Raw genomic sequence first — 17,610 nt, forward strand, 5'->3', positions numbered from 1 at the left:
GGCTCCCACTATCTCTGGGTCTCGCGCCGCTCCGCGCGGCAGCGGATGAGCTGCGCGACGATGGAGACGGCTATCTCGGCGGGCGTGACGGCGAGGATGTCCTCACCGATGGGCATGTGGACCGCGTCGACGCGCTCGACGGGGACCCCGGCCGCAAGCAGGCGCTCTCGCGCGAGGTCCGACTTGCGTCGGCTCCCGATGCAGCCCACGTACGCGGGCTGCGCGTCGCGGGAGAGCACGGCGAGAAGAACGGTCTCGTCGTGAACGTGGCCGTGCGTGAGCACCACGACCGCGTCACGGGGCGCGATGGTCGCGGAGGCGGCGAGCTGATCGAACGGGCCGCAGCTGAGCGTTGCCGCGTCGGGAAGGCTGTCGGGCGTGGCGAGCTCCGGACGGTCGTCGTAGACGTGCGGCTCGAAGCCCACCCGGGCCGCGAGCCCCACGAGCGCGGCGCCGACGTGGCCCGCGCCGAAGACGTGCAGGCGCGCGCGGGCGCAGACGGGCTCTCGGTAGGTCCCGGCGGCGTCGTCCCACGTCGGGCGGGCGAGGCGTGAGGCCTGGGCGATCGAGAGCGAGGGCTCCGCGCGGTCAGCCCACCGCTCCTCGACGACGACCGGCTCGTCGCGGTCGAGCGCGCGGAGAAGGTCGCGGAGGACGGGAAGGTCGCGCCCGGAGAGCGCGCGCACCGCCAGAAGGGCGTCGCCGCCGCACGCCATCTCGTCGCCCGTGCGGTACCACTCGAGGCTCGGCGCGGCGCCGGCGAGCGCCTCGCGGGCGCGCACGATGGCGAGGCGCTCGACCGCGCCCCCGCCGACCGTCCCGAGCAGGCGCCCGCCCTCGGTCACGGCGAGGCGCGCGCCCTCGTGGCGCGGCATCGAGCCGCGGGTCGCGAGCAGGCTCGCAAGACCCACGCGGCGCCCGGCCGAGAGCTCCCCCGCGAGCGCCGAGACGAAGGCCGCGTCGGAGAGGGACCCGTTCACGTGCGGGTTGTGGACGATTTCCGGCCCCAGACCGTCCGCAACCCGCACATGGTTGGGGACGTGCTGGTTGTGGACGATTTCCGGCCCCAGACCGTCCGCAACCCGCACGTTCTTGTCGCCGGAGAGCGCGAGGATCGCCTCGAGCACGCCGCCGCCCACCGCGAGCGCCTTGTCCGACGAGCTGCGGATGTACTCGGGGTGGCAGCGCGGGTCAACGTCGCCGGACTTCATGCCCTCGCGCACGGCGACGCCCCGCTGGAGCAGGCCGCGCACGACGCCGTCGATCGTCGCGCGCATGGGCACGCCCGCCACCGTGGCGCAGACGTCCCCGGCCGCGACCTGCGCCCCGATCTCGACGCAGGGCTCGAAGACGCCGTCCGCGGGGGCGCGCATCACGCGCTCGCCGGCGTAGCCGCCGATGAGGCCGGGGACCGCCGTGTTGGGGAGCGGCGAGCCCTCGTAGTAGACGCGCCCGAGATAGTGTCCGCGCATGGTCTCGACCGCGGCGTCGCAGTCGACCCGCGCCGTGAAGCCGGGGCCGACCCCCACGACGACCGGCGCCATGTCGCGCGTGGTCCCGAGGTTGCGCTTGGCGAGAATCGCGTCGACGAGCGCGTCGGGGCGAAGCTCCGCCACGCAGCGGGCGTCGGGGTCGACGAGGACGGCGACGTCGCCTGATCCGGCCACGGAGCGCGCCTCCCCGGCGTCCGCGCAGAGCGCGCCGCGAACGTCCTCGACGCGCACCTCGCCCAGCCGGATCGCCTCCGAGAAGCACACGGTGCGCCGGATGGACGTGGGCACCGCGAGGTCGCACATCACCACCTCCATGCCCGCCCGGCGCAGGCGCAGCGCGACGCCCGACGCGATGTCCCCGGCGCCGCGAATCACCACCAGCATGCGCGCAACTCCCCTCTCACGCGGGCCCCAACGCCGGGTGCCCCGCAGGTCGACCCCCCAAAAAAAGCGGCCTGACCCTCCGTGCCTCATATCGTTTTTGCAGGTCATCGTTATGTTTTCTAAAATATAACGCTCGACGACCGCCTTCGGATTCCAATTGGTCAGTATAACTCACAATCTGTTTGGCCCTCACGCGGCGACGCGTCGGGGCCCGCGAACGGTCGCGGCGCGCCCACGGGCGGCGCCGGGGCAACGGGGTGCGCGCCGGGGCCGGGGCCGGCTCGTCAGGCCGCCGCGATCTCGCGAATCGCCGCGGCGGCGACGTCGACCTCCTCCTCCGTCGTGAACCACCCGCAGCTCAGGCGCACGATTCCCTGGCGCTCCGTTCCCAGGGCCCGGTGCATGAGCGGGGCGCAGTGGGCGCCGGCTCGGCAGGCGATCCCCCAGCCCGCCGCGAGCGCGTCGGCGACCTCGTCCGAGCCGAGCCCGTCGACGCACAGCGCCACGACGCTCCCGCAGCGCTCGGGCGCCACGTCCCACCCCCCGTGCACCGTGACGCCCGGCAGGCCGCGCACTCCCTCGTAGAGCCGTCGCGCGAGCTCGTGCTCGCGCGCGCCCACCGCCGCGGGGCCGCCGTTCCTCTCGATGAAGGCGATGCCGGCCTCCAGGCCGGCCAGCCCGTGGGCGTTGGCCGTGCCCGCCTCCATGCGGGTCGGCCAGTCGAGCGGGTGCCGGCGCTCGAAGGAGCGCACGCCCGAGCCCCCCTCGGCCCAGGGGAGCACCTCGACTCCCTCCGCGACCGCCATCCCGCCCGTGCCCTGGGGCCCCATGAGGCCCTTGTGCCCGGTGAAGCAGACCACGTCGATGCCCGCCTCGCGCATGTCCAGGGGCACCGCCCCCGCCGTCTGCGACGCGTCCACCAGGCAGAGCGCCCCCGCGGCGTGCGCCATCTCGGCCACGCGCGCCACGTCCACGAGGTTTCCGGTCACGTTGGATGCGTGCGTCACCGACACGAGCCGCGTTCCGGGCGTCACCAGCCGCTCGAGCTCGTCCATGTCCAGGAAGGCGTGCCCGTCGCAGGGCGCGTGGGCGACCTCGACGCCGCGCTCGTCCGCCAGCCGCGCGAGCGGGCGAAGCACGGAGTTGTGCTCCAGCACCGTGGTGACCACGCGATCCCCCGGCCGCACCAGGCCCGACAGGGCGGCGTTGAGCGCCTCCGTGGCGTTCGCCGAGAAGCACACGTGGTCGGCGCGGGGGCATCCCAGCAGGCGCGCGACCGCCTCGCGACAGCGCCAGACCACGCGCCCGGCGTCGAGCGCTCCGGCACCGGCGCCGCGCCCGGCGTTGCCGAGCGTCGTCAGCGCGCTCGTCACCGCATCGACCACCTCCCGCGGCTTGCGGATCGTGGTCGCGGCGTTGTCCAGGTAGATCATCGACCTCACGTCCTTCTCGCCGGGCGGTTTCTCGACGGACGGCAAACGGTAGGAGCAAAACGACACTCTTGGCGAGAAAAACGTCGTCTCGCGCCTACAAGCTCAGACTGTAGGAGAGAAACGACGTTTCTGCCCCGCAAAGTGTCGTCTCGCGCCTACAAGCTCGGGCCGTACGCCGCGGCCCTACGACCCCGCCGCCCTATCGCACGAACTCCAGCAGCTCGACCACGGCCATCGCCTCGACGGCGACGCCGTCCTCGGCGAGCGCCGCCGCGAGCTCGTCGCGCAGCTCCGGCGCCGCCTTCCACGCCAGCCCGCACCCCGCCGAGACCTCCCCCGGCACGGGGATCATCCGACCGGGGAGCCCCCGGCGGACGCAGCTCTCCTCGCACGCCATCGCCGCGGCAGTGGTGGGAAAGCTCACCACGAGCGACGGCACCCGGGCGCGCCGCATCCCCTACGGCCTCACCACGAGGCTCGCGCCCGTGAGGCGCTGCGCGATCACGTACATGTTGGTGACCTCGCCAACGGCGAGGCGGTCGGTGATGCCGTAGTGGTCCAGGCACGTTCCGCAGGTGAGGACCTCCACGCCCGACTCGGCGAGGCCGCGCAGGTCGTCGAGGGCGTCCGACCCCTCGCAGCTCAGGTGCGCGCCGCCGTTGTAGAGCAGCACGCACGCCGGCAGCTCGTCGAGCTGCGTGAGGGCAAAGACGAAGCCCTTCATGAGCTTGCGGCCCAGCTCGTCGTCGCCGGTGCCCATGGTCTCGGCCGTGATGGCCACCACGACGTTGCGCGGGGCAGCCGCGGCGGCCTCGCCGGCGCCCGTCGGGACGTCGCAGGTCACGGCCTCGGCCTCTCCGCCGGCCACCACGACGGCCTCGGACGCCCGCACGGTGACGCGCCACTCCCTCTGGGCCCGCCGCTCGACCGAGACCTCGCAGCCGCGCCCCTCCCCCATGCGCGTGAGGTTCTGCACGGCCACCTCGTTGTCCACGAGCGTCTCCACCGCGCCCGGCCCCCCGAGCGCGCCGAGCGCCTTGAGCGTCCGGACCACCGGGATGGGGCACGCCTCCCCGCGCGCGTCGATCGTCAGCACCGTCTCTGCCATGTCTGCCTCCCGTCAGGCCCCGCGGGGCCACCGTCATCTCGTCCCACAGACCCGCGCGGCGAGAAGGACCTCCCCGCGCGGCCGCTCGCTAACCCATGTCAAGCGCCGTCAGCGCGGCCCCGAGCGCACCGGCGTAGCGCGCCTCGGGGCAGGTCGTCACCGGGGCGCCGAGAAGCGCGGCCAGACGCTCCACCACGTAGCCATTGTCGCAGAGCCCGCCCGTCAGGTAGTACGGCGCCGCGGCGCCCGACGAGGCCGCCAGCGTCGCCACGCGCGCCACGACGCTCTCCACCACGCCGCTGGCGATGTTCTCCCGCGGCTCTCCGCGGCCCACGAGGCCGATGACCTCGCTCTCCGCGAAGACGGTGCACATGCTGGAGATCCTCGTCGGCTCGCCGGCGCGGGCGAGCGCGGAGAGCTCCCCCTGCGAGACGCCCAGGCGGTCCGCCATGACCTCGAGGAAGCGCCCTGTGCCCGCGGCGCACTTGTCGTTCATGGCGAACTTGGCCACGCGCCCCGCGCGCAGGCGGATGACCTTGGTGTCCTGACCGCCCACGTCGATCACGGTGCCCTCGGGTCCAAACAGGCGCGCGGCGCCGCGGCCGTGGCAGGTGATCTCGGTCACCACCTTGTCCGCGTAGGGCACCGCGACGCGCCCGTAGCCGGTGGCGACCACGCGCACGTCGGGCGTGCAAAGGTGCCTGTCACTTTTGCACGCCTCGAGGACGGCGCGGGCGCGCTCCGCGGCGTCCACGCTCGAGAAGCCGGTGGGCATGAGCTCGGTGCGCACGAGGCCGCCGTCGGCGTCGACCACCGCGACCTTCGTGGCCGTGGACCCGATGTCCACGCCCATGCCCAGACGTCCAGACGACACGTCCCCCTCCCCTAGAGCGTCTCGATGAAGGCGGCGATGCGCGTCTCGAGCTGGCCGAGGTCGCCGGAGGAGTAGTCGGTCTCGAGCTTCATGTAGGGGACGCCGGCGGCCTCCACGGCGCGCTCCATGCGCGCGGCCTCCACGTTGAAGGTGTGGCACGCCGTGAGCACGCACTCGATGACGCCGTCCACGCGGTACTTCTCGACCATCTCGCGCGTGGCGGCGAAGCGGTCGTCGTTGGGCGTCATGACCGAGCAGTTGATCTTGAGGTAGCGCTCGGCGATGGCGCGCAGGATGTCGGGCGCCTCCTCGTCCACCATGAAGCGGTTGGTGCGCTCTCCGCCGCAGTCGTCCTCGCACACCACCACGCCTCCGTTGCGCTCGATGGTGGCCCCGACCTTCCCGATGACGCCGCCCACCGGGCACCCCGTGATCAGAATGCGCTTTGCCGCGGGACTGACGGCAGACTCCCCCGCGGCCGCCTGCGCGCTGCGCTGCTCGCAGAGGCGCTCGAGGCTCTCCACGTAGGCGCGCACGTCAAAGTTGAAGGTACCCGCGAACATCGTGCTCATGAGCTCCACGCCGCTCATGGCGGGCGGGTCGGAGCGCTGCAGCTCGAAGAGGGCCAGCGTCGCGCGGCGCAGGCGGTTCCTCAGGCGCGCGGCGTCGCGCAGGGCGCCGTCGGTTATCTCGATGCCGTAGAGGCGCTCGAGGGCCTCCTTGAGGGCGACGACCTCCTGGTACCAGCCCTCGCGCTCGTGCTCGCGGGAGCGGCCCTGCGGCAGGTGCAGGATGTGCGTGGGCTTGAGCTCGTCCAGCAGCTCGTACATCTTCTTCTTGCCGTCGCAGGTGGTCTCGCCCACGATGAGGTCCGAGAAGTGCGTGAACGGGCACTTCTGCGAGTAGGCGAAGCCGTAGGTCGACTTGATGAGCGGGCAGAGGTTGGCCGGCAGGACCTCCTCGGCCGCGGGGATGACCTCGTCGGAGGTGCCGCAGAGCCCGACCGCCGAGGCGCCGGCCGCGTCGATCACCTCGAGCGGCGTGTAGCTGCAGAGGTATCCCACCAGCCTTCCCCCGGCCTGCTTGAAGTCCTTGACCTTGAGAAAGCTCTGTCGGCGCTGCTCGTTGAACTCCTCGAAGGTGCGCGGGAGCTCGATGGGGGCGCTGGCGTCGGTCATGGGTCCTCCTGTCGGTCCGTGGTCCATCCAACGGGTTTGGTCGCCAAACAAAGAGTAATCTGTCGTTGTAGTTTTGAAACTCCAATGCCCCCGAGCGGTAGGATTGCGTCGAGGAGGTGCGCCATGGAACTGGCGAAGGCCCTGTGCGTGGGGCGCGGCGTGACGTCGGTGATAGGCAGCGGCGGCAAGACGTCGCTGATCGCTGCGCTGGCGCGCGAGCTGCCGGGCACGGTGGCGCTCACCACCACGACGCACGTGCGGCCGTTTGCGGGCATGACGACGCTCGACGGGAGCGACGCGGGCGCCGTTGCAGCGACGCTCGAGCGAGAGCGCGTCGTCTGCGTGGGAGCCCCGGCAGGCGAGAAGGACCGCGCGGCCGGCAAGCTCGTCGCGGGCGCGCTGGAACCGGCGGAGCTGGCGCAGCTCGCGGACTACGTGCTCGTGGAGGCGGACGGCTCGCGAGGGCTGCCCCTCAAGGCGCACGCGCCGTGGGAGCCGGTCGTGCCGGGGGTCTCGTCGCAGACGATCCTCGTGGTCGGGGCGAGTGGCCTTGGCCGTCCCGTGCGCGAGGCGGCGCACCGAGCCGAGCGCTTCTGCGAGCTCGCCGCGTGCGCGCCGGGCGACGCCGCGACGCCTGAGCTCGTGGCGCGCGTGATAGCCGCCGAGGGCCTGGCCACGCGCGTGCTGGTGAACCAGGCGGACACCGACGAGCTTCTCGCCCGCGCACGCGAGCTCGCGCGGTGGCTTGACGTCCCAGTGACTGCGGGAAGCCTGCGCGCCGGGCGGCTCGTGGAGCTGCGGCCGTAGACGACGCATGCCGCAGGCGCGAGGCGCACGAGAAGAGCCTGCGAACTCGGGCGTTGTTTCGCCAAGAGCTGGCAAAATACCCTGTTCATTTTGCTTGACCCAATATAGAACATGTGTACTATAGAACATGTGTTTGATGAATGGGAGGAGAGCATGGGAGACAAGGTCGGGGCCTTTGCACCGTTGGACAGCGAGCTCGCATACGTAAGGAGCGACGACATAGTCGCGGACGCCTGCACCATCATCGACGGTGCCCGGGAGTTCTCCCAAAGAGCGGTAAACGTGGCGCTCGTGCGGAGAAACTGGCTGCTGGGAAGACGTATCGCCGAGGAGGAGCTGGGTGGGAAAGAACGCGCGGAGTATGGCAGGGAGGTCATCAAGGAGCTCTCCCGAGAGCTAACGCCACGCTATGGGAAGGGATTCGAGCAGAGAAATCTCTATCGCTTCGTGCAGTTCTACAGGACCTATCCGCAGATTTTGTCATCACCGATGACAAAATCTCGAGGTCCCCTCACCTGGACGCACTACATCGCGCTCCTCAAGGTAACGGACCCGGCGGCTCGCCTTTGGTATGAACAGGAGGCGCTCGGCGAGGGTTGGAGCGTCCGCACCCTCCAGCGCAACATCAGCACCCTTTATTATCAGCGCCTTCTCATGTCACAGGTCACGGAGCCCGTTGTTGCGGAGATGCGCGAGAAGGCTGCCGAGTACGAGCGGAGCCGCCTCGAGTTTGTGAAGAACCCCGTCATAGCAGAGTTTCTCGGCGTGCCACAGGACAAGAGCTTTGCCGAGACGGACCTCGAGGAGGCCATCCTCTCCAACCTGCAGACGTTTCTCATGGAGCTCGGCAAGGGCTACGCCTTCGTCGCGCGCCAGCAGCGTATCCACGCAGATCCAGATGACTACTACGTCGACCTGGTCTTCTATAACTACATCCTCAAGTGCTTCGTATTGATCGATCTCAAGACGGGCAAGATCACGCACCAGGACATCGGACAGATGGACATGTACGTCCGCATGTACGATGACCTCAGGCGACAGCCGGACGATAACCCCACGCTGGGGATCATCCTGTGCACTGAGACCAACGAGACGATCGCGCGCTATTCAGTGCTCCACGACAGCAAGCAGCTCTTCACGGCAAGGTACGAACTCTGCCTCCCGAGCGAAGAAGAGCTGCGCGCCGAGATTGAGCATCAAAAGGAGATGTTCTATCTCCAACGCGGCGAACAAGAGGGCTTATGAGCACAGGCATCCCCTTGTCGAGGGCCTTCTCCAGGGAGTTGCGCTCACAGAATCGGCTCTCACGGCCGTTGCGCACGCAGTCGTCCATGAGCTGCCACAAGACTCCCATCAGGTGCCCGTTGCAGACGTCCACGATGCCGCCCAACCATCTCCGCGCTCATGCGACCGCCGCCATCTTGGCAATGGCGCGGAACGGAATGCGCGCGGCACGCCGCAACCGAAGCGCAACCGCACGTTGCGCGATAGGTGCTGTCCGCAACCGGACCGCAGCGCTACATTTGGCTCAACGTTGCGGGGAGAGGAGCGGAGATGGAAGGTCGACTGTTGGGTCTGGGCCCCTTTGAGCTCATCGTCTTTGTGCTGCCGGCGCTCTTGGCGCGCATCATACCCTGGGTCCTCTTCGTCATCCTGTGCATCCTCGCCATCCGCTGGTTCATCCGGCAGGAACGCCCGCGCAAGGACCCGGAGTCCGTGGCGGTGCGCCGCTCGCTCGCCGAGGTGCTGCGCTCCCACCGCGAGCGCTGCAAGATGACGCAGGAGTTCGTCGCCGAGAAGATCGGCGTGAGCCGCCAGGCCGTCTCGAAGTGGGAATCCGGCGCGTCCGAGCCCAGCACCACCAACCTCGTGAAGGTCGCCCGCCTCTACGGCGTCGACCCCGCCGAGCTCCTGCGCGAGGTGGAGGCGTAGGCGAGAAGGACCGACGGGGCGCGAGCTCACACCGTCCTTCTCGCCACCTGCGGGCCCGAAACGGAGGACGCCGGGCGGTTTCCTAAGCGGAAGTTTCTCGAAGAGCACTTCCGCGTGGAAACCGCTCGGCGTCCCTCTACCCGTGAGGCTCAGCCTACAGGTAGGCCACTGCCTTGATCTCGACCTTGGCAGCCTTGGGCAGCGCGGCCACCTCAAAGGCGGCGCGGCTGGGGTACGGCGCCGTGAAGAACTCGCCGTAGACCTCGTTCATCGCGCCGAAGTCGGCGATGTCGTCGAGCAGGACGGTGACCTCGGCCACGTCGGCCATGCTCGCGCCGGCGGCCTCGAGGATGTTCTTGATGTTGGTCAGGCTCTGGCGGGTCTGGGCGGCGATGTCCTCGCCGGCGAACTCGCCGGTCGCCGGGTCGATCGGCAGCTGTCCGGACACGTGGATCGCGCGCGTCGCGGGGGCGACGGTTGCCGCGGAGTAGGGGCCGAGCGCCGCGGGGGCCTTGTCGGTGACGATTGCCTCGATTGCCATGTTCTTCTCCTTTGTCTCGTGCCGTGCAAAAGTGACAGGCACCTTTGCACATTTTTCCCTATCTTGCCACGAAGCGGCCGGGGGTGGCGCCGCAGGGCTCGCCGTCGCGCGCCACGAGCACGCCGCCCACGTACACGAGGCGCGCGCGGCCGTGCGCCTCGAAGCCCTCCCACGGCGTGTAGTCGACGGCCTGGTGCTGGGTCGCCGCGCCGATGGTCCAGCGCGCCGACGGGTCCCACACGCAGACGTCGGCGGCGGCGCCCACGGCGAGCCTGCCGCGCTCGGGCCACAGGCCGAAGGTGCGCGCCGGGCCCTCCGCCAGCAGGCGGCAGAGCTCCGTCGGGCCGAGCTGGCCCTCGAAGCTCGTGGCCATCACGGCCGGGCGGTGCTCGATGCCGGGGCCCCCGTTGGGGATCTTGGTGAAGTCGCCGCGCCCACGGTCCTTCTGGCCGCGCAGGTTGAACGAGCAGTGGTCCGTCGCGATGGAGTCCACCTCGCCCGCGAGCACGGCGCCGCGCAGCGCGCGGACGTCGGAGGGCTTGCGCAGCGGCGGGCTCATCACGTACTTGGCGCCCGCGAAGCCGTCGTCGCCCGACTCGAGGTAGCGCGTGTCGTCGAGCGTGAGGTACTGCGGGCAGGTCTCCACGTAGACGCCGCGCTGGCCGCGGGAGCGCGCCGCGCGCACGGCCTCGAGGCCGAGCGCCGTCGAGAGGTGCACCACGTTCACGCGCGCACCCGCGATCCGGGCCAGGTAGAGCAGGCGCGAGACCGCGTCGGCCTCGGCCTCCGCCGGGCGCGAGAGCGGGTGCCCCTCCGGCCCCGTGACGCCCTCGGCGAGCACGCGGCGCTGAAGCTCGTTCACGACGTCGCCGTTCTCGCAGTGGACGCAGAGCACTGCGTCGAGGTCGCGCGCGACCTCCAGGCAGCGCAGGGTCTCGGCGTCGGTGAGGCGCAGGTGGTCGTAGGCGAGGTAGGTCTTGAAGCTGGAGACGCCCGCGTCGCGCATGCGGCGCATCTGCGCGGGAGAGTCCTCCCCCCACTCCGCGATCGCCATGTGGAAGCCGTAGTTGGCGGTGCAGCCCGCGCCGGACTCCGCGCGGCGGTGCCACTCGGCGAGCGCCTCGTCCATGGTCACGCCGCGGTCCGCCGTGGCGTAGTCCACGATCGTGGTGGTGCCCCCGCAGGCGGCCGCGCGGGTCCCCGTCTCGAAGCTGTCGGCGGTCCAGTCCATGCCGGTCCAGCATTGCAGGTGCGTGTGCGCGTCGATGAAGCCGGGGAAGACCCAGCAGCCCGAGACGTCGACGACCTCGTCGCCGGGCGCCGGCTCGATGCGCGCCGCGAGCCCCGCGATCTTGTCGCCCTCGAGCGCGACGTCCCCCCGTCGGAGGCCGTCCGGCGTGACCAGCGTCCCGTTTGCAAGGATCTCTCTCACCGCAATCCCTCCCCTCTCGTTACCTGACAAAGGTGACAGGGCACTTTGTCAGGGTTCGGTTTCCTGACAAAGTGCCCTGTCACCTTTGTCAGGTCCTGTCGGCCAGCACGGCCTCGAGCCGAGCGAGGTCGTCCCGCGTGTCCACGTCCGCGAGCTCCCACTCGTCCGACGCCTCGATCGTCCGCACGCGCCCCTCGAGCTCGGCGTGGCCGGCGAGAAGCGCCCGGCCGCCCACGTCCCCGTCGAGGTGCGCGAGCGCCCCGAGCGTGTCCGACGGCCAGAGGACCGGGTTTCCCGCGCGGCCGCGCCAGGCGAGGCGCACGATGGCCGTGGGCTCGTGCGTGAGCGCGCCGACCATGGCGCGCACGCTCCCCTCGCCCAGGAGCGGCTGGTCGCCCGTCACGAAGAGGCAGCCGGCGCGCTCGCCCAGCGCCGCGAGGCCCGCGCGCATCGTGTCGCTCTTGAGGGGCCCCTCGGCGCGCACGCAGCGCGCGCCGAGCCGGTCGCAGAGCCCCTCCACCTCGTCCCAGCGCGTCACGACCACCACGTCGAGGAGGTCGGCGGGCAGCGCGCGGAGCGTGCGCTCGAGCACGGGGACGCCGGCGAGCGGCGCCACGAGCTTCTCCCCCGCGGCGCCCCCGAAGCGCTCCCCGGCGCCCGACGCCATGACCACGCAGCCCAGGCGCGGCACGTCCCGGAAGCCCGAGAAGCACGTGGCGTACGCCGCGCCGAGCGCCCAGCGGCTCGTGCGCTCGAAGGAGCGGTAGCGCTCGATGAGGTCGAGCGCCTCGGGCGTGAGGCGCGACCCGCCCCCGCCGGAGCCGCCCACGGTGCGCTGGGTCAGGCGAAAGCCGAACGCGCTCTCGGCGTCGCGGACGAGGCGCGTGGCCTTGGTGTAGGCCATCCCCATCTCTATGGCCGCGGCGCGCAGGCTGCCCAGCTCGCCCACGCGCTCCAGCAGGTCGACGGGACCGGGCCCGAAGACCCGGCGCCCGTCGTCGCCCAGAAGGTATGCCCTGAGGTCGGGCCTCATGCGTCCGTGCACCTTCCCCTCATCCTTCTCACCGGCCGTGAATCGGGGCTGGCCCCAACTCACTAAAACGCGCCGTCAGCGTGCAAAAGTGACTGTCCCCTTTGCACGCTACCGTACGATGGTACCCGTCTTGCCGGCGATGCCGTCGCTCGCGCGCTCGAGGAGCGTGATGAGCGAGCTGCGCCCGGGCCCGGACTGCGCGAAGGAGAGCGCCGCCTGGACCTTGGGCAGCATCGAGCCGGGGGCGAACTGCCCCTCGCCGATGTAGCGCTCGGCCGTCTCGGGCGTGAGCTCGTCGAGCCACTGCTGGTCGGGCTTGCCAAAGTTGACCGCGACCTTCTCGACGGCCGTGAGGATGACGAGGAAGTCCGCGTCGAGCTGCTCGGCGAGCTTTGCCGCCGCGAAGTCCTTGTCGATGACCGCCGCGGCGCCCTTGAGGTGGTGCCCCTCGGTGGTGAAGACGGGGATGCCGCCACCGCCGCAGGCGATGACCACGTGGTTGGTCTCGACGAGCGAGCGGATGGTGTCGATCTCCACAATGCCGGCCGGCTTGGGCGAGGCCACCACGCGGCGGTAGCCGCGCCCGGCGTCCTCGATCACGTCGTAGCCGCGCTCGGCCACCATGCGGTCGGCCTCCTCGCGCGTCATGAACGAGCCGATGGGCTTGGTGGGGTTGGCGAAGGCCGGGTCGTCGGGATCGACCTCGACCTGGGTAAGCACGGTCGCGGCGCCCTTCTCGATGCCGCGGTCGAGCATCTCCTCGCGCAGCGCGTTCTGCAGGTCGTAGCCGATGTAGCCCTGGCTCATCGCCACGCAGACCGACAGCGGGCACGGGATGTACTTCTCGGGGTCGGAGCGCGTGAGCTGGGTCATGGCCTCCTGGATCATGCCCACCTGCGGACCGTTGCCGTGCGCCACCACGACCTCGTTGCCCTGCTCGATGAGGTCCACGATCGCGCGCGCCGTGTGCTTGACCGCCTGCATCTGCTCCGGCAGGTTGTTGCCCAGGGCGTTGCCGCCCAGCGCGATGACGATTCTCTTTGACATTTTATATTGCTCCTTATGCGGATAAGGGCTTGGCGAGAAGAACCTCTAACGGCGGGGCCGCCGGGCAGTCGGCGCGCGACTTCTGCGCGCAGCGCAGTGAGCGCGCGACTGACCCGGCGGCCCCCAGGTTGCTAGCGGTTGGCTACGCCTGGTACCAGCGCGGGGTGCCGGCCTCCTCGAGGGCCCTGAGGGTGGCCACGGGGTCCTTGACCTTCTGCAGGAAGATCATCGCGGCGATGGCGTAGGGCTTGTAGCTGGCCTCCTTGTACATGCCCACGCGGTGCATGTCAAAGACGTCGGCCATGACCTCGCCGTGCTCGCAGGAGACGCCGGAGATGTCGGCGGGCAGCGGGTGCATGTAGATGGTGTCCTGGCCGTTGGCGGTCTTCGCCATGAGGTCGGTCGTGGAGCACCAGTCCATGTGGGTGGCGTTCTGGGCGAGGAGCTCCTTCTCGAGCGCCTTGATGCCGGCGTCGTCGCCCTCGGCGTAGAGGTTGGTGCGCTTCTCCATGGCGGCGTAGGGGGCCCAGCTCTTGGGGATGACGATGTCGGCGCCCTCGAAGGCCTCGGCCATGGTGTTCACCTGCTTGAAGGTGCAGCCGGACTCGGCGGCGTAGGTCTTGGCGGCCTCGACGCGGTCGCTCATGAGGTCGTAGCCCTCGGGGTGGGCCAGCGTGACGTCCATGCCGAAGCGCGGGAGCAGCGAGATGAGCGACTGCGGGCAGGAGAGCGGCTTGCCGTAGGAGGGCGAGTAGGCCCAGGTCACGGCGACCTTCTTGCCGCGCAGGTTCTCCAGGCCGCCGAACTCCTCGATGAGGTAGAGCATGTCGGCGGAGGACTGGGTCGGGTGGTCGGAGTCGGACTGCAGCGAGATGAGGGTGGGACGGTGGTCGAGCACGCCGTCCTTGTAGGCCTCGTCCACGGACTCGGCGACCTCGGCCATGTAGGCGTCGCCCTTGCCGATGTACATGTCGTCGCGGATGCCGATGACGTCGGCCATGAAGGAGATCATCGTGGCGGTCTCGCGGACGGTCTCGCCGTGCGCGATCTGGCTCTTGCCCTCGTCGAGGTCCTGGAGCTGGAGGCCCAGCAGGTTCGTGGCCTTGGAGAACGAGAAGCGCGTGCGGGTGGAGTTGTCACGGAAGAGCGAGACGGCGAGGCCGGAGTTGAAGATGCGCGGCGAGATGTTGCGCTCGCGGAGGTTGCGCAGCGCGGCGGCCACGGCGTAGAGGGCGCGGAGCTCGTCGGTGGTCTTGTCCCAGGTGTGCAGGAAGTCGGCGTCGTACATGCCGGAGAAGTCGTAGCCGGAAAGCTCGTCGAGAAGGGCGGAGAAGTCCTTAGCCATGGTTGGTTCCTTTCTGCGTGCAAAAGGGACAGTCACTTTTGCACGGTCCTATTCTTCGGTCCTGGGGGGGCGTGCAAAAGTGACTGTCCCTTTTGCACGCCCCGAGCGTTCCTACTTGATGTCGTTGTCGGTCGCGCCGGCGCGGAAGACGGTGACGTCGCCGGTCTTCTTGGACGGGTCGTAGAGGTTGAGCGCGGCGGTGTAGAGCGCGGCGCAGGTCACGAGGTCCTGCTTGTAGGTGACCTCGTTGGGGGCGTGCGCCTGGCTCTCGGCGCCGGGGCCGAAGCCCACGCACGGGATGCCGTAGCGGCCCTGGATCGAGACGCAGTTGGTGGAGAAGGTCCACTTGTCGGTCAGCGGGCGGCCAGCGCGCTTGTCCATCGAGGCCTCGCAGCCGATGCGCTCGTCACCGAAGAGCTCGTGGTGCGCGTCGACGAGGGCCTGGACGTGAGCGGCGCTCTCGGCGTTGATCCACGTGGGGAAGTAGGCCTCGGTCTCGTAGACGGTGCCCTTCCAGCTCGGGCGGTCGTACATGTACATGGAGACCTTGACGTCGTCGCCGTACTTCTTGACGGCGGGCAGGTCGCGGATCTCCTGGAGGCAGGAGTCCCAGGTCTCGCCGGCGGTCATGCGGCGGTCGATCGAGATCGCGCAGGAGTCGGCCACGGCGCAGCGGGACGGCGAGGTGTAGAAGATCTGGGAGACGGTGCAGGTGCCGCGGCCCAGGAAGCGCGCGTCCTCGAAGTGCTCGGGGTTGTACTTGGGGTCGAGCATCTTGACGAGGCCCTTGATGTCGGTGGACTCGTCGCAGCCGTTGTTGTTGAGGGCGCGGACGTCGGCGATGATGTCGGCCATCTTGTAGATGGCGTTGTCGCCGCGGTCGGGCGCGGAGCCGTGGCAGGAGACGCCGTGGACGTCCACGCGGATCTCCATGCGGCCGCGGTGGCCGCGGTAGATGCCGCCGTCGGTGGGCTCGGTGGAGATGACGAACTCGATCTTCTCGCGAGCGTCCTCGGGGCCGTCGAAGTACTTGTTGACGATGTACTGCCAGCACATGCCGTCGCAGTCCTCCTCCTGGACCGACCCGACGACCATGATCTTGTAGCCCTCCGGGATGAGCCCGAGGTCCTTCATCATCTTCGCGGCGTACGTCGCGGAGGCCATGCCGCCCTCCTGGTCGGAGCCGCCGCGGCCGTAGATGATGTCGTCGGTCTCGTAGCCCTCGTAGGGGTCGGCCTCCCAGTTGTCGCGGTTGCCGATGCCCACGGTGTCGATGTGGGAGTCGATGGCGATGATCTTGTCACCCTCGCCCATCCAGCCGATGACGTTGCCCAGGCCGTCGACCTCGACCTTGTCAAAGCCGAGCTTCTCCATCTCGGCCTTGATGCAGGCCACGACCTCGCCCTCCTCGCAGGACTCGGATGGGTGGGAGATCATCGCGCGCAGGAAGGCGGTCATGTCCTTGCCGTACGCCTCCGCCGCGCTCTTGATCTCGTCGAAGTTCAGTTCCTTGGCCATTTTGCTTACGTCCTTTCTGACGCTTCCGTCACTGCCTTGCACGGGGCGCGCGGCCCCGACCGTCTACTTGCTCCAGGCGCCGTCCCACACGATCTGCGCGTAGCGCTCGGGGTCGGTGTCGCCCTCCGTCGAGAAGAGCAGGACCTGGCTGCTCCCGTCCAGGCCGAGCTCGTCGCGCAGGTCGGCGTAGTCGGGGTCGCACATGATGGCGTCGATCACGCCCATGCCCACCGCTCCGGACTCGCCGGAGGTGACGGCGGGGTCGCCCTTGACCGGGGCGGCCAGGCGGCGCATGCCGTTGGCGGCAACCCAGTCCGGGCAGGAGAGGAAGGCGTCGGCGTGGTTGCGCAGGATGTCCCAGCCGATGGTGTTGGGCTCGCCGCACGCGAGGCCGGCCATGATGGTCTGGAGGTCGCCGCCCACGATGCGCGGGTCGCCGTCCGCGGCGAGCGCGCCCTGGTAGAGGCAGTCGGCGGCGCCGGCCTCCATGATCACGAACTTGGGCGGGCAGCTCGGGAAGAGGTTGGCGAAGAAGCCCACCATGGCGCTCGCGAGCGAGCCCACGCCCGCCTGCACGAAGACGTGCGTCGGGCGCGTGACCTCGACGGCGCGCAGCTGCTCGGCGGCCTCGGCCGCCATGGTGCCGTAGCCCTGCATGATCCAGGACGGGATCTCCTCGTAGCCGTCCCAGGCGGTGTCCTGCACCACGACGCCGTGCTCGGTCTCGGCGGCCTCGGCGGCTGCCATGCGCACGCAGTCGTCGTAGTTGACCTCCTCGATCGTGACCTGCGCGCCCTCCTTGGCGATGTTGTCGAAGCGGGTCTTGGTGGAGCCCTTCGGCATGTGCACGACGGCCCTCTGGTGCAGCTTGTTGGCGGCCCAGGCCACGCCGCGGCCGTGGTTGCCGTCGGTCGCGGTGAAGAAGGTCGCCTGGCCGAAGTCCTCGCGGAACTGCTCGGAGGTGAGGTAGTCGTAGGTCATCTCGGAGACGTCGCGGCCCATCTCCTGCGCGATGTAGCGGGCCATGGCGAACGAGCCGCCGAGCACCTTGAAGGCGTTGAGGCCGAAGCGCCAGGACTCGTCCTTGACGAAGAGGCCGCCGAGGCCCAGGCGCTCGGCCATGCCGTCGAGCTTGGCGAGCGGCGTCACGGAGTACTGCGGGAAGCCGCGGTGGAAGGCCTGGGCCTTCGCCACGTTGTCGAGCGCCATCACCGCCAGCTGCGCGTCATCGCTCTTGGGCATCCTGTTGGCGACCCACTTGATCTTCTCGCTCACGTGTCCTCCTTGCTCCGCGGCGCGTTGCCGACCCTTGCCAACTTTTTGTCTGATTACCAAACAGAAAGTTTGTTAGCCCATATATTCCCATATTTCAAGCGTGTTGCAAGGGGTTTTTTGGATGCCCGGCAAACGTTGTGTTTGCATCGGCGAACGGCACGGCGAGAAGAACCACTCCACGACCAGCACATGCGAGGGGCGGGGCGGGAG

The 17,610-nt window shown here is 69.7% G+C and carries 16 protein-coding genes; 3 read left to right on the forward strand and 13 right to left on the reverse strand.

Annotation, left to right across the window (positions count from 1 at the left end):
* Positions 1 to 8: 8 nt before the first annotated feature.
* The 6 genes from yqeB to BQ7106_RS04655 all read right to left on the reverse strand — a co-directional run bounded on the left by yqeB (position 9) and on the right by BQ7106_RS04655 (position 6,470).
* Entirely contained in the window at positions 9 to 1,877 is a 1,869-nt protein-coding gene (gene yqeB, locus BQ7106_RS04630) for a selenium-dependent molybdenum cofactor biosynthesis protein YqeB (protein WP_072371920.1), read from the reverse strand.
* A gap of 284 nt (positions 1,878 to 2,161) precedes the next feature.
* A complete protein-coding gene (locus tag BQ7106_RS04635; protein ID WP_072371923.1) occupies positions 2,162 to 3,310 on the reverse strand; it encodes an aminotransferase class V-fold PLP-dependent enzyme in 1,149 nt (382 codons plus the stop codon).
* Between the two features lie 199 nt (positions 3,311 to 3,509).
* Positions 3,510 to 3,764, reverse strand: a complete 255-nt coding sequence (locus BQ7106_RS04640) for a putative Se/S carrier protein (protein ID WP_072371926.1) — start codon at positions 3,762 to 3,764, stop codon at positions 3,510 to 3,512.
* Between the two features lie 3 nt (positions 3,765 to 3,767).
* Positions 3,768 to 4,418: a sulfurtransferase-like selenium metabolism protein YedF gene (yedF, locus tag BQ7106_RS04645; RefSeq protein WP_072371929.1), complete on the reverse strand. Its 651-nt coding sequence runs from the start codon at positions 4,416 to 4,418 to the stop codon at positions 3,768 to 3,770.
* A gap of 88 nt (positions 4,419 to 4,506) precedes the next feature.
* Positions 4,507 to 5,292 carry an acyl-CoA dehydratase activase gene (locus tag BQ7106_RS04650; RefSeq protein WP_240307430.1) on the reverse strand — a complete coding sequence of 262 codons (786 nt, stop codon included), beginning with the start codon at positions 5,290 to 5,292 and terminating at the stop codon, positions 4,507 to 4,509.
* A gap of 11 nt (positions 5,293 to 5,303) precedes the next feature.
* Complete coding sequence (locus BQ7106_RS04655) at positions 5,304 to 6,470, reverse strand: double-cubane-cluster-containing anaerobic reductase (RefSeq protein WP_072371936.1); 1,167 nt, start codon at positions 6,468 to 6,470, stop codon at positions 5,304 to 5,306.
* A 123-nt stretch (positions 6,471 to 6,593) separates the two neighbouring features.
* Here BQ7106_RS04655 and yqeC point away from each other — a divergent pair, with 123 nt between their 5' ends.
* The 3 genes from yqeC (at position 6,594) to BQ7106_RS04670 (ending at position 9,209) form a co-directional block, all read left to right on the forward strand.
* Positions 6,594 to 7,277, forward strand: coding sequence for a selenium cofactor biosynthesis protein YqeC (gene yqeC / locus BQ7106_RS04660; RefSeq protein ID WP_072371939.1), 684 nt, complete (start codon positions 6,594 to 6,596; stop codon positions 7,275 to 7,277).
* Between the two features lie 153 nt (positions 7,278 to 7,430).
* Positions 7,431 to 8,522: a PDDEXK nuclease domain-containing protein gene (locus BQ7106_RS04665; RefSeq protein ID WP_072371942.1), complete on the forward strand. Its 1,092-nt coding sequence runs from the start codon at positions 7,431 to 7,433 to the stop codon at positions 8,520 to 8,522.
* A gap of 309 nt (positions 8,523 to 8,831) precedes the next feature.
* The gene (locus BQ7106_RS04670; protein ID WP_072371945.1) at positions 8,832 to 9,209 is read left to right on the forward strand and encodes a helix-turn-helix domain-containing protein; all 378 of its coding nucleotides are present in this window, start codon (positions 8,832 to 8,834) and stop codon (positions 9,207 to 9,209) included.
* A 154-nt stretch (positions 9,210 to 9,363) separates the two neighbouring features.
* On the opposite strand, the gene BQ7106_RS04675 is transcribed toward BQ7106_RS04670, so the two are convergent.
* From BQ7106_RS04675 to dpaL, 7 genes are all read right to left on the reverse strand, one after another.
* Positions 9,364 to 9,750, reverse strand: a complete 387-nt coding sequence (locus BQ7106_RS04675; protein WP_072371948.1) for a Rid family detoxifying hydrolase — start codon at positions 9,748 to 9,750, stop codon at positions 9,364 to 9,366.
* Positions 9,751 to 9,808: 58 nt separating this feature from the next.
* Positions 9,809 to 11,182, reverse strand: a complete 1,374-nt coding sequence (gene hydA / locus BQ7106_RS04680; RefSeq protein ID WP_205407665.1) for a dihydropyrimidinase — start codon at positions 11,180 to 11,182, stop codon at positions 9,809 to 9,811.
* Positions 11,183 to 11,270: 88 nt separating this feature from the next.
* Entirely contained in the window at positions 11,271 to 12,215 is a 945-nt protein-coding gene (locus BQ7106_RS10630; protein ID WP_083526900.1) for an NTP transferase domain-containing protein, read from the reverse strand.
* Positions 12,216 to 12,323: 108 nt separating this feature from the next.
* Positions 12,324 to 13,262 (reverse strand): carbamate kinase, encoded by a 939-nt coding sequence (arcC, locus tag BQ7106_RS04695; protein ID WP_072371951.1) that lies wholly within the window; start codon positions 13,260 to 13,262, stop codon positions 12,324 to 12,326.
* 142 nt (positions 13,263 to 13,404) lie between these two features.
* Positions 13,405 to 14,607, reverse strand: coding sequence for a knotted carbamoyltransferase YgeW (ygeW, locus tag BQ7106_RS04700; protein ID WP_072371953.1), 1,203 nt, complete (start codon positions 14,605 to 14,607; stop codon positions 13,405 to 13,407).
* Between the two features lie 111 nt (positions 14,608 to 14,718).
* Positions 14,719 to 16,125 (reverse strand): YgeY family selenium metabolism-linked hydrolase, encoded by a 1,407-nt coding sequence (locus BQ7106_RS04705; protein ID WP_205407666.1) that lies wholly within the window; start codon positions 16,123 to 16,125, stop codon positions 14,719 to 14,721.
* Between the two features lie 63 nt (positions 16,126 to 16,188).
* Positions 16,189 to 17,400 (reverse strand): diaminopropionate ammonia-lyase, encoded by a 1,212-nt coding sequence (dpaL, locus tag BQ7106_RS04710; RefSeq protein ID WP_072371956.1) that lies wholly within the window; start codon positions 17,398 to 17,400, stop codon positions 16,189 to 16,191.
* Positions 17,401 to 17,610: the final 210 nt, after the last annotated feature.

Origin of the sequence: Thermophilibacter mediterraneus, assembly GCF_900119385.1 — a bacterium.
GTDB classification, from domain to species: domain Bacteria; phylum Actinomycetota; class Coriobacteriia; order Coriobacteriales; family Atopobiaceae; genus Thermophilibacter; species Thermophilibacter mediterraneus.

Coding starts and splice junctions, on each gene's coding strand:
- BQ7106_RS04665 (WP_072371942.1), top strand. CDS start 7,431: ATGGGAGACAAGGTCGGGGCCTTTGCACCGTTGGACAGCGAGCTCGCA.
- yedF (WP_072371929.1), bottom strand. CDS start 4,418: ATGGCAGAGACGGTGCTGACGATCGACGCGCGCGGGGAGGCGTGCCCC.
- BQ7106_RS04635 (WP_072371923.1), bottom strand. CDS start 3,310: ATGATCTACCTGGACAACGCCGCGACCACGATCCGCAAGCCGCGGGAG.
- yqeB (WP_072371920.1), bottom strand. CDS start 1,877: ATGCTGGTGGTGATTCGCGGCGCCGGGGACATCGCGTCGGGCGTCGCG.
- BQ7106_RS04705 (WP_205407666.1), bottom strand. CDS start 16,125: ATGGCCAAGGAACTGAACTTCGACGAGATCAAGAGCGCGGCGGAGGCG.
- arcC (WP_072371951.1), bottom strand. CDS start 13,262: ATGTCAAAGAGAATCGTCATCGCGCTGGGCGGCAACGCCCTGGGCAAC.
- BQ7106_RS10630 (WP_083526900.1), bottom strand. CDS start 12,215: ATGAGGCCCGACCTCAGGGCATACCTTCTGGGCGACGACGGGCGCCGG.
- yqeC (WP_072371939.1), top strand. CDS start 6,594: ATGGAACTGGCGAAGGCCCTGTGCGTGGGGCGCGGCGTGACGTCGGTG.
- BQ7106_RS04670 (WP_072371945.1), top strand. CDS start 8,832: ATGGAAGGTCGACTGTTGGGTCTGGGCCCCTTTGAGCTCATCGTCTTT.
- ygeW (WP_072371953.1), bottom strand. CDS start 14,607: ATGGCTAAGGACTTCTCCGCCCTTCTCGACGAGCTTTCCGGCTACGAC.
- BQ7106_RS04640 (WP_072371926.1), bottom strand. CDS start 3,764: ATGCGGCGCGCCCGGGTGCCGTCGCTCGTGGTGAGCTTTCCCACCACT.
- BQ7106_RS04675 (WP_072371948.1), bottom strand. CDS start 9,750: ATGGCAATCGAGGCAATCGTCACCGACAAGGCCCCCGCGGCGCTCGGC.
- BQ7106_RS04655 (WP_072371936.1), bottom strand. CDS start 6,470: ATGACCGACGCCAGCGCCCCCATCGAGCTCCCGCGCACCTTCGAGGAG.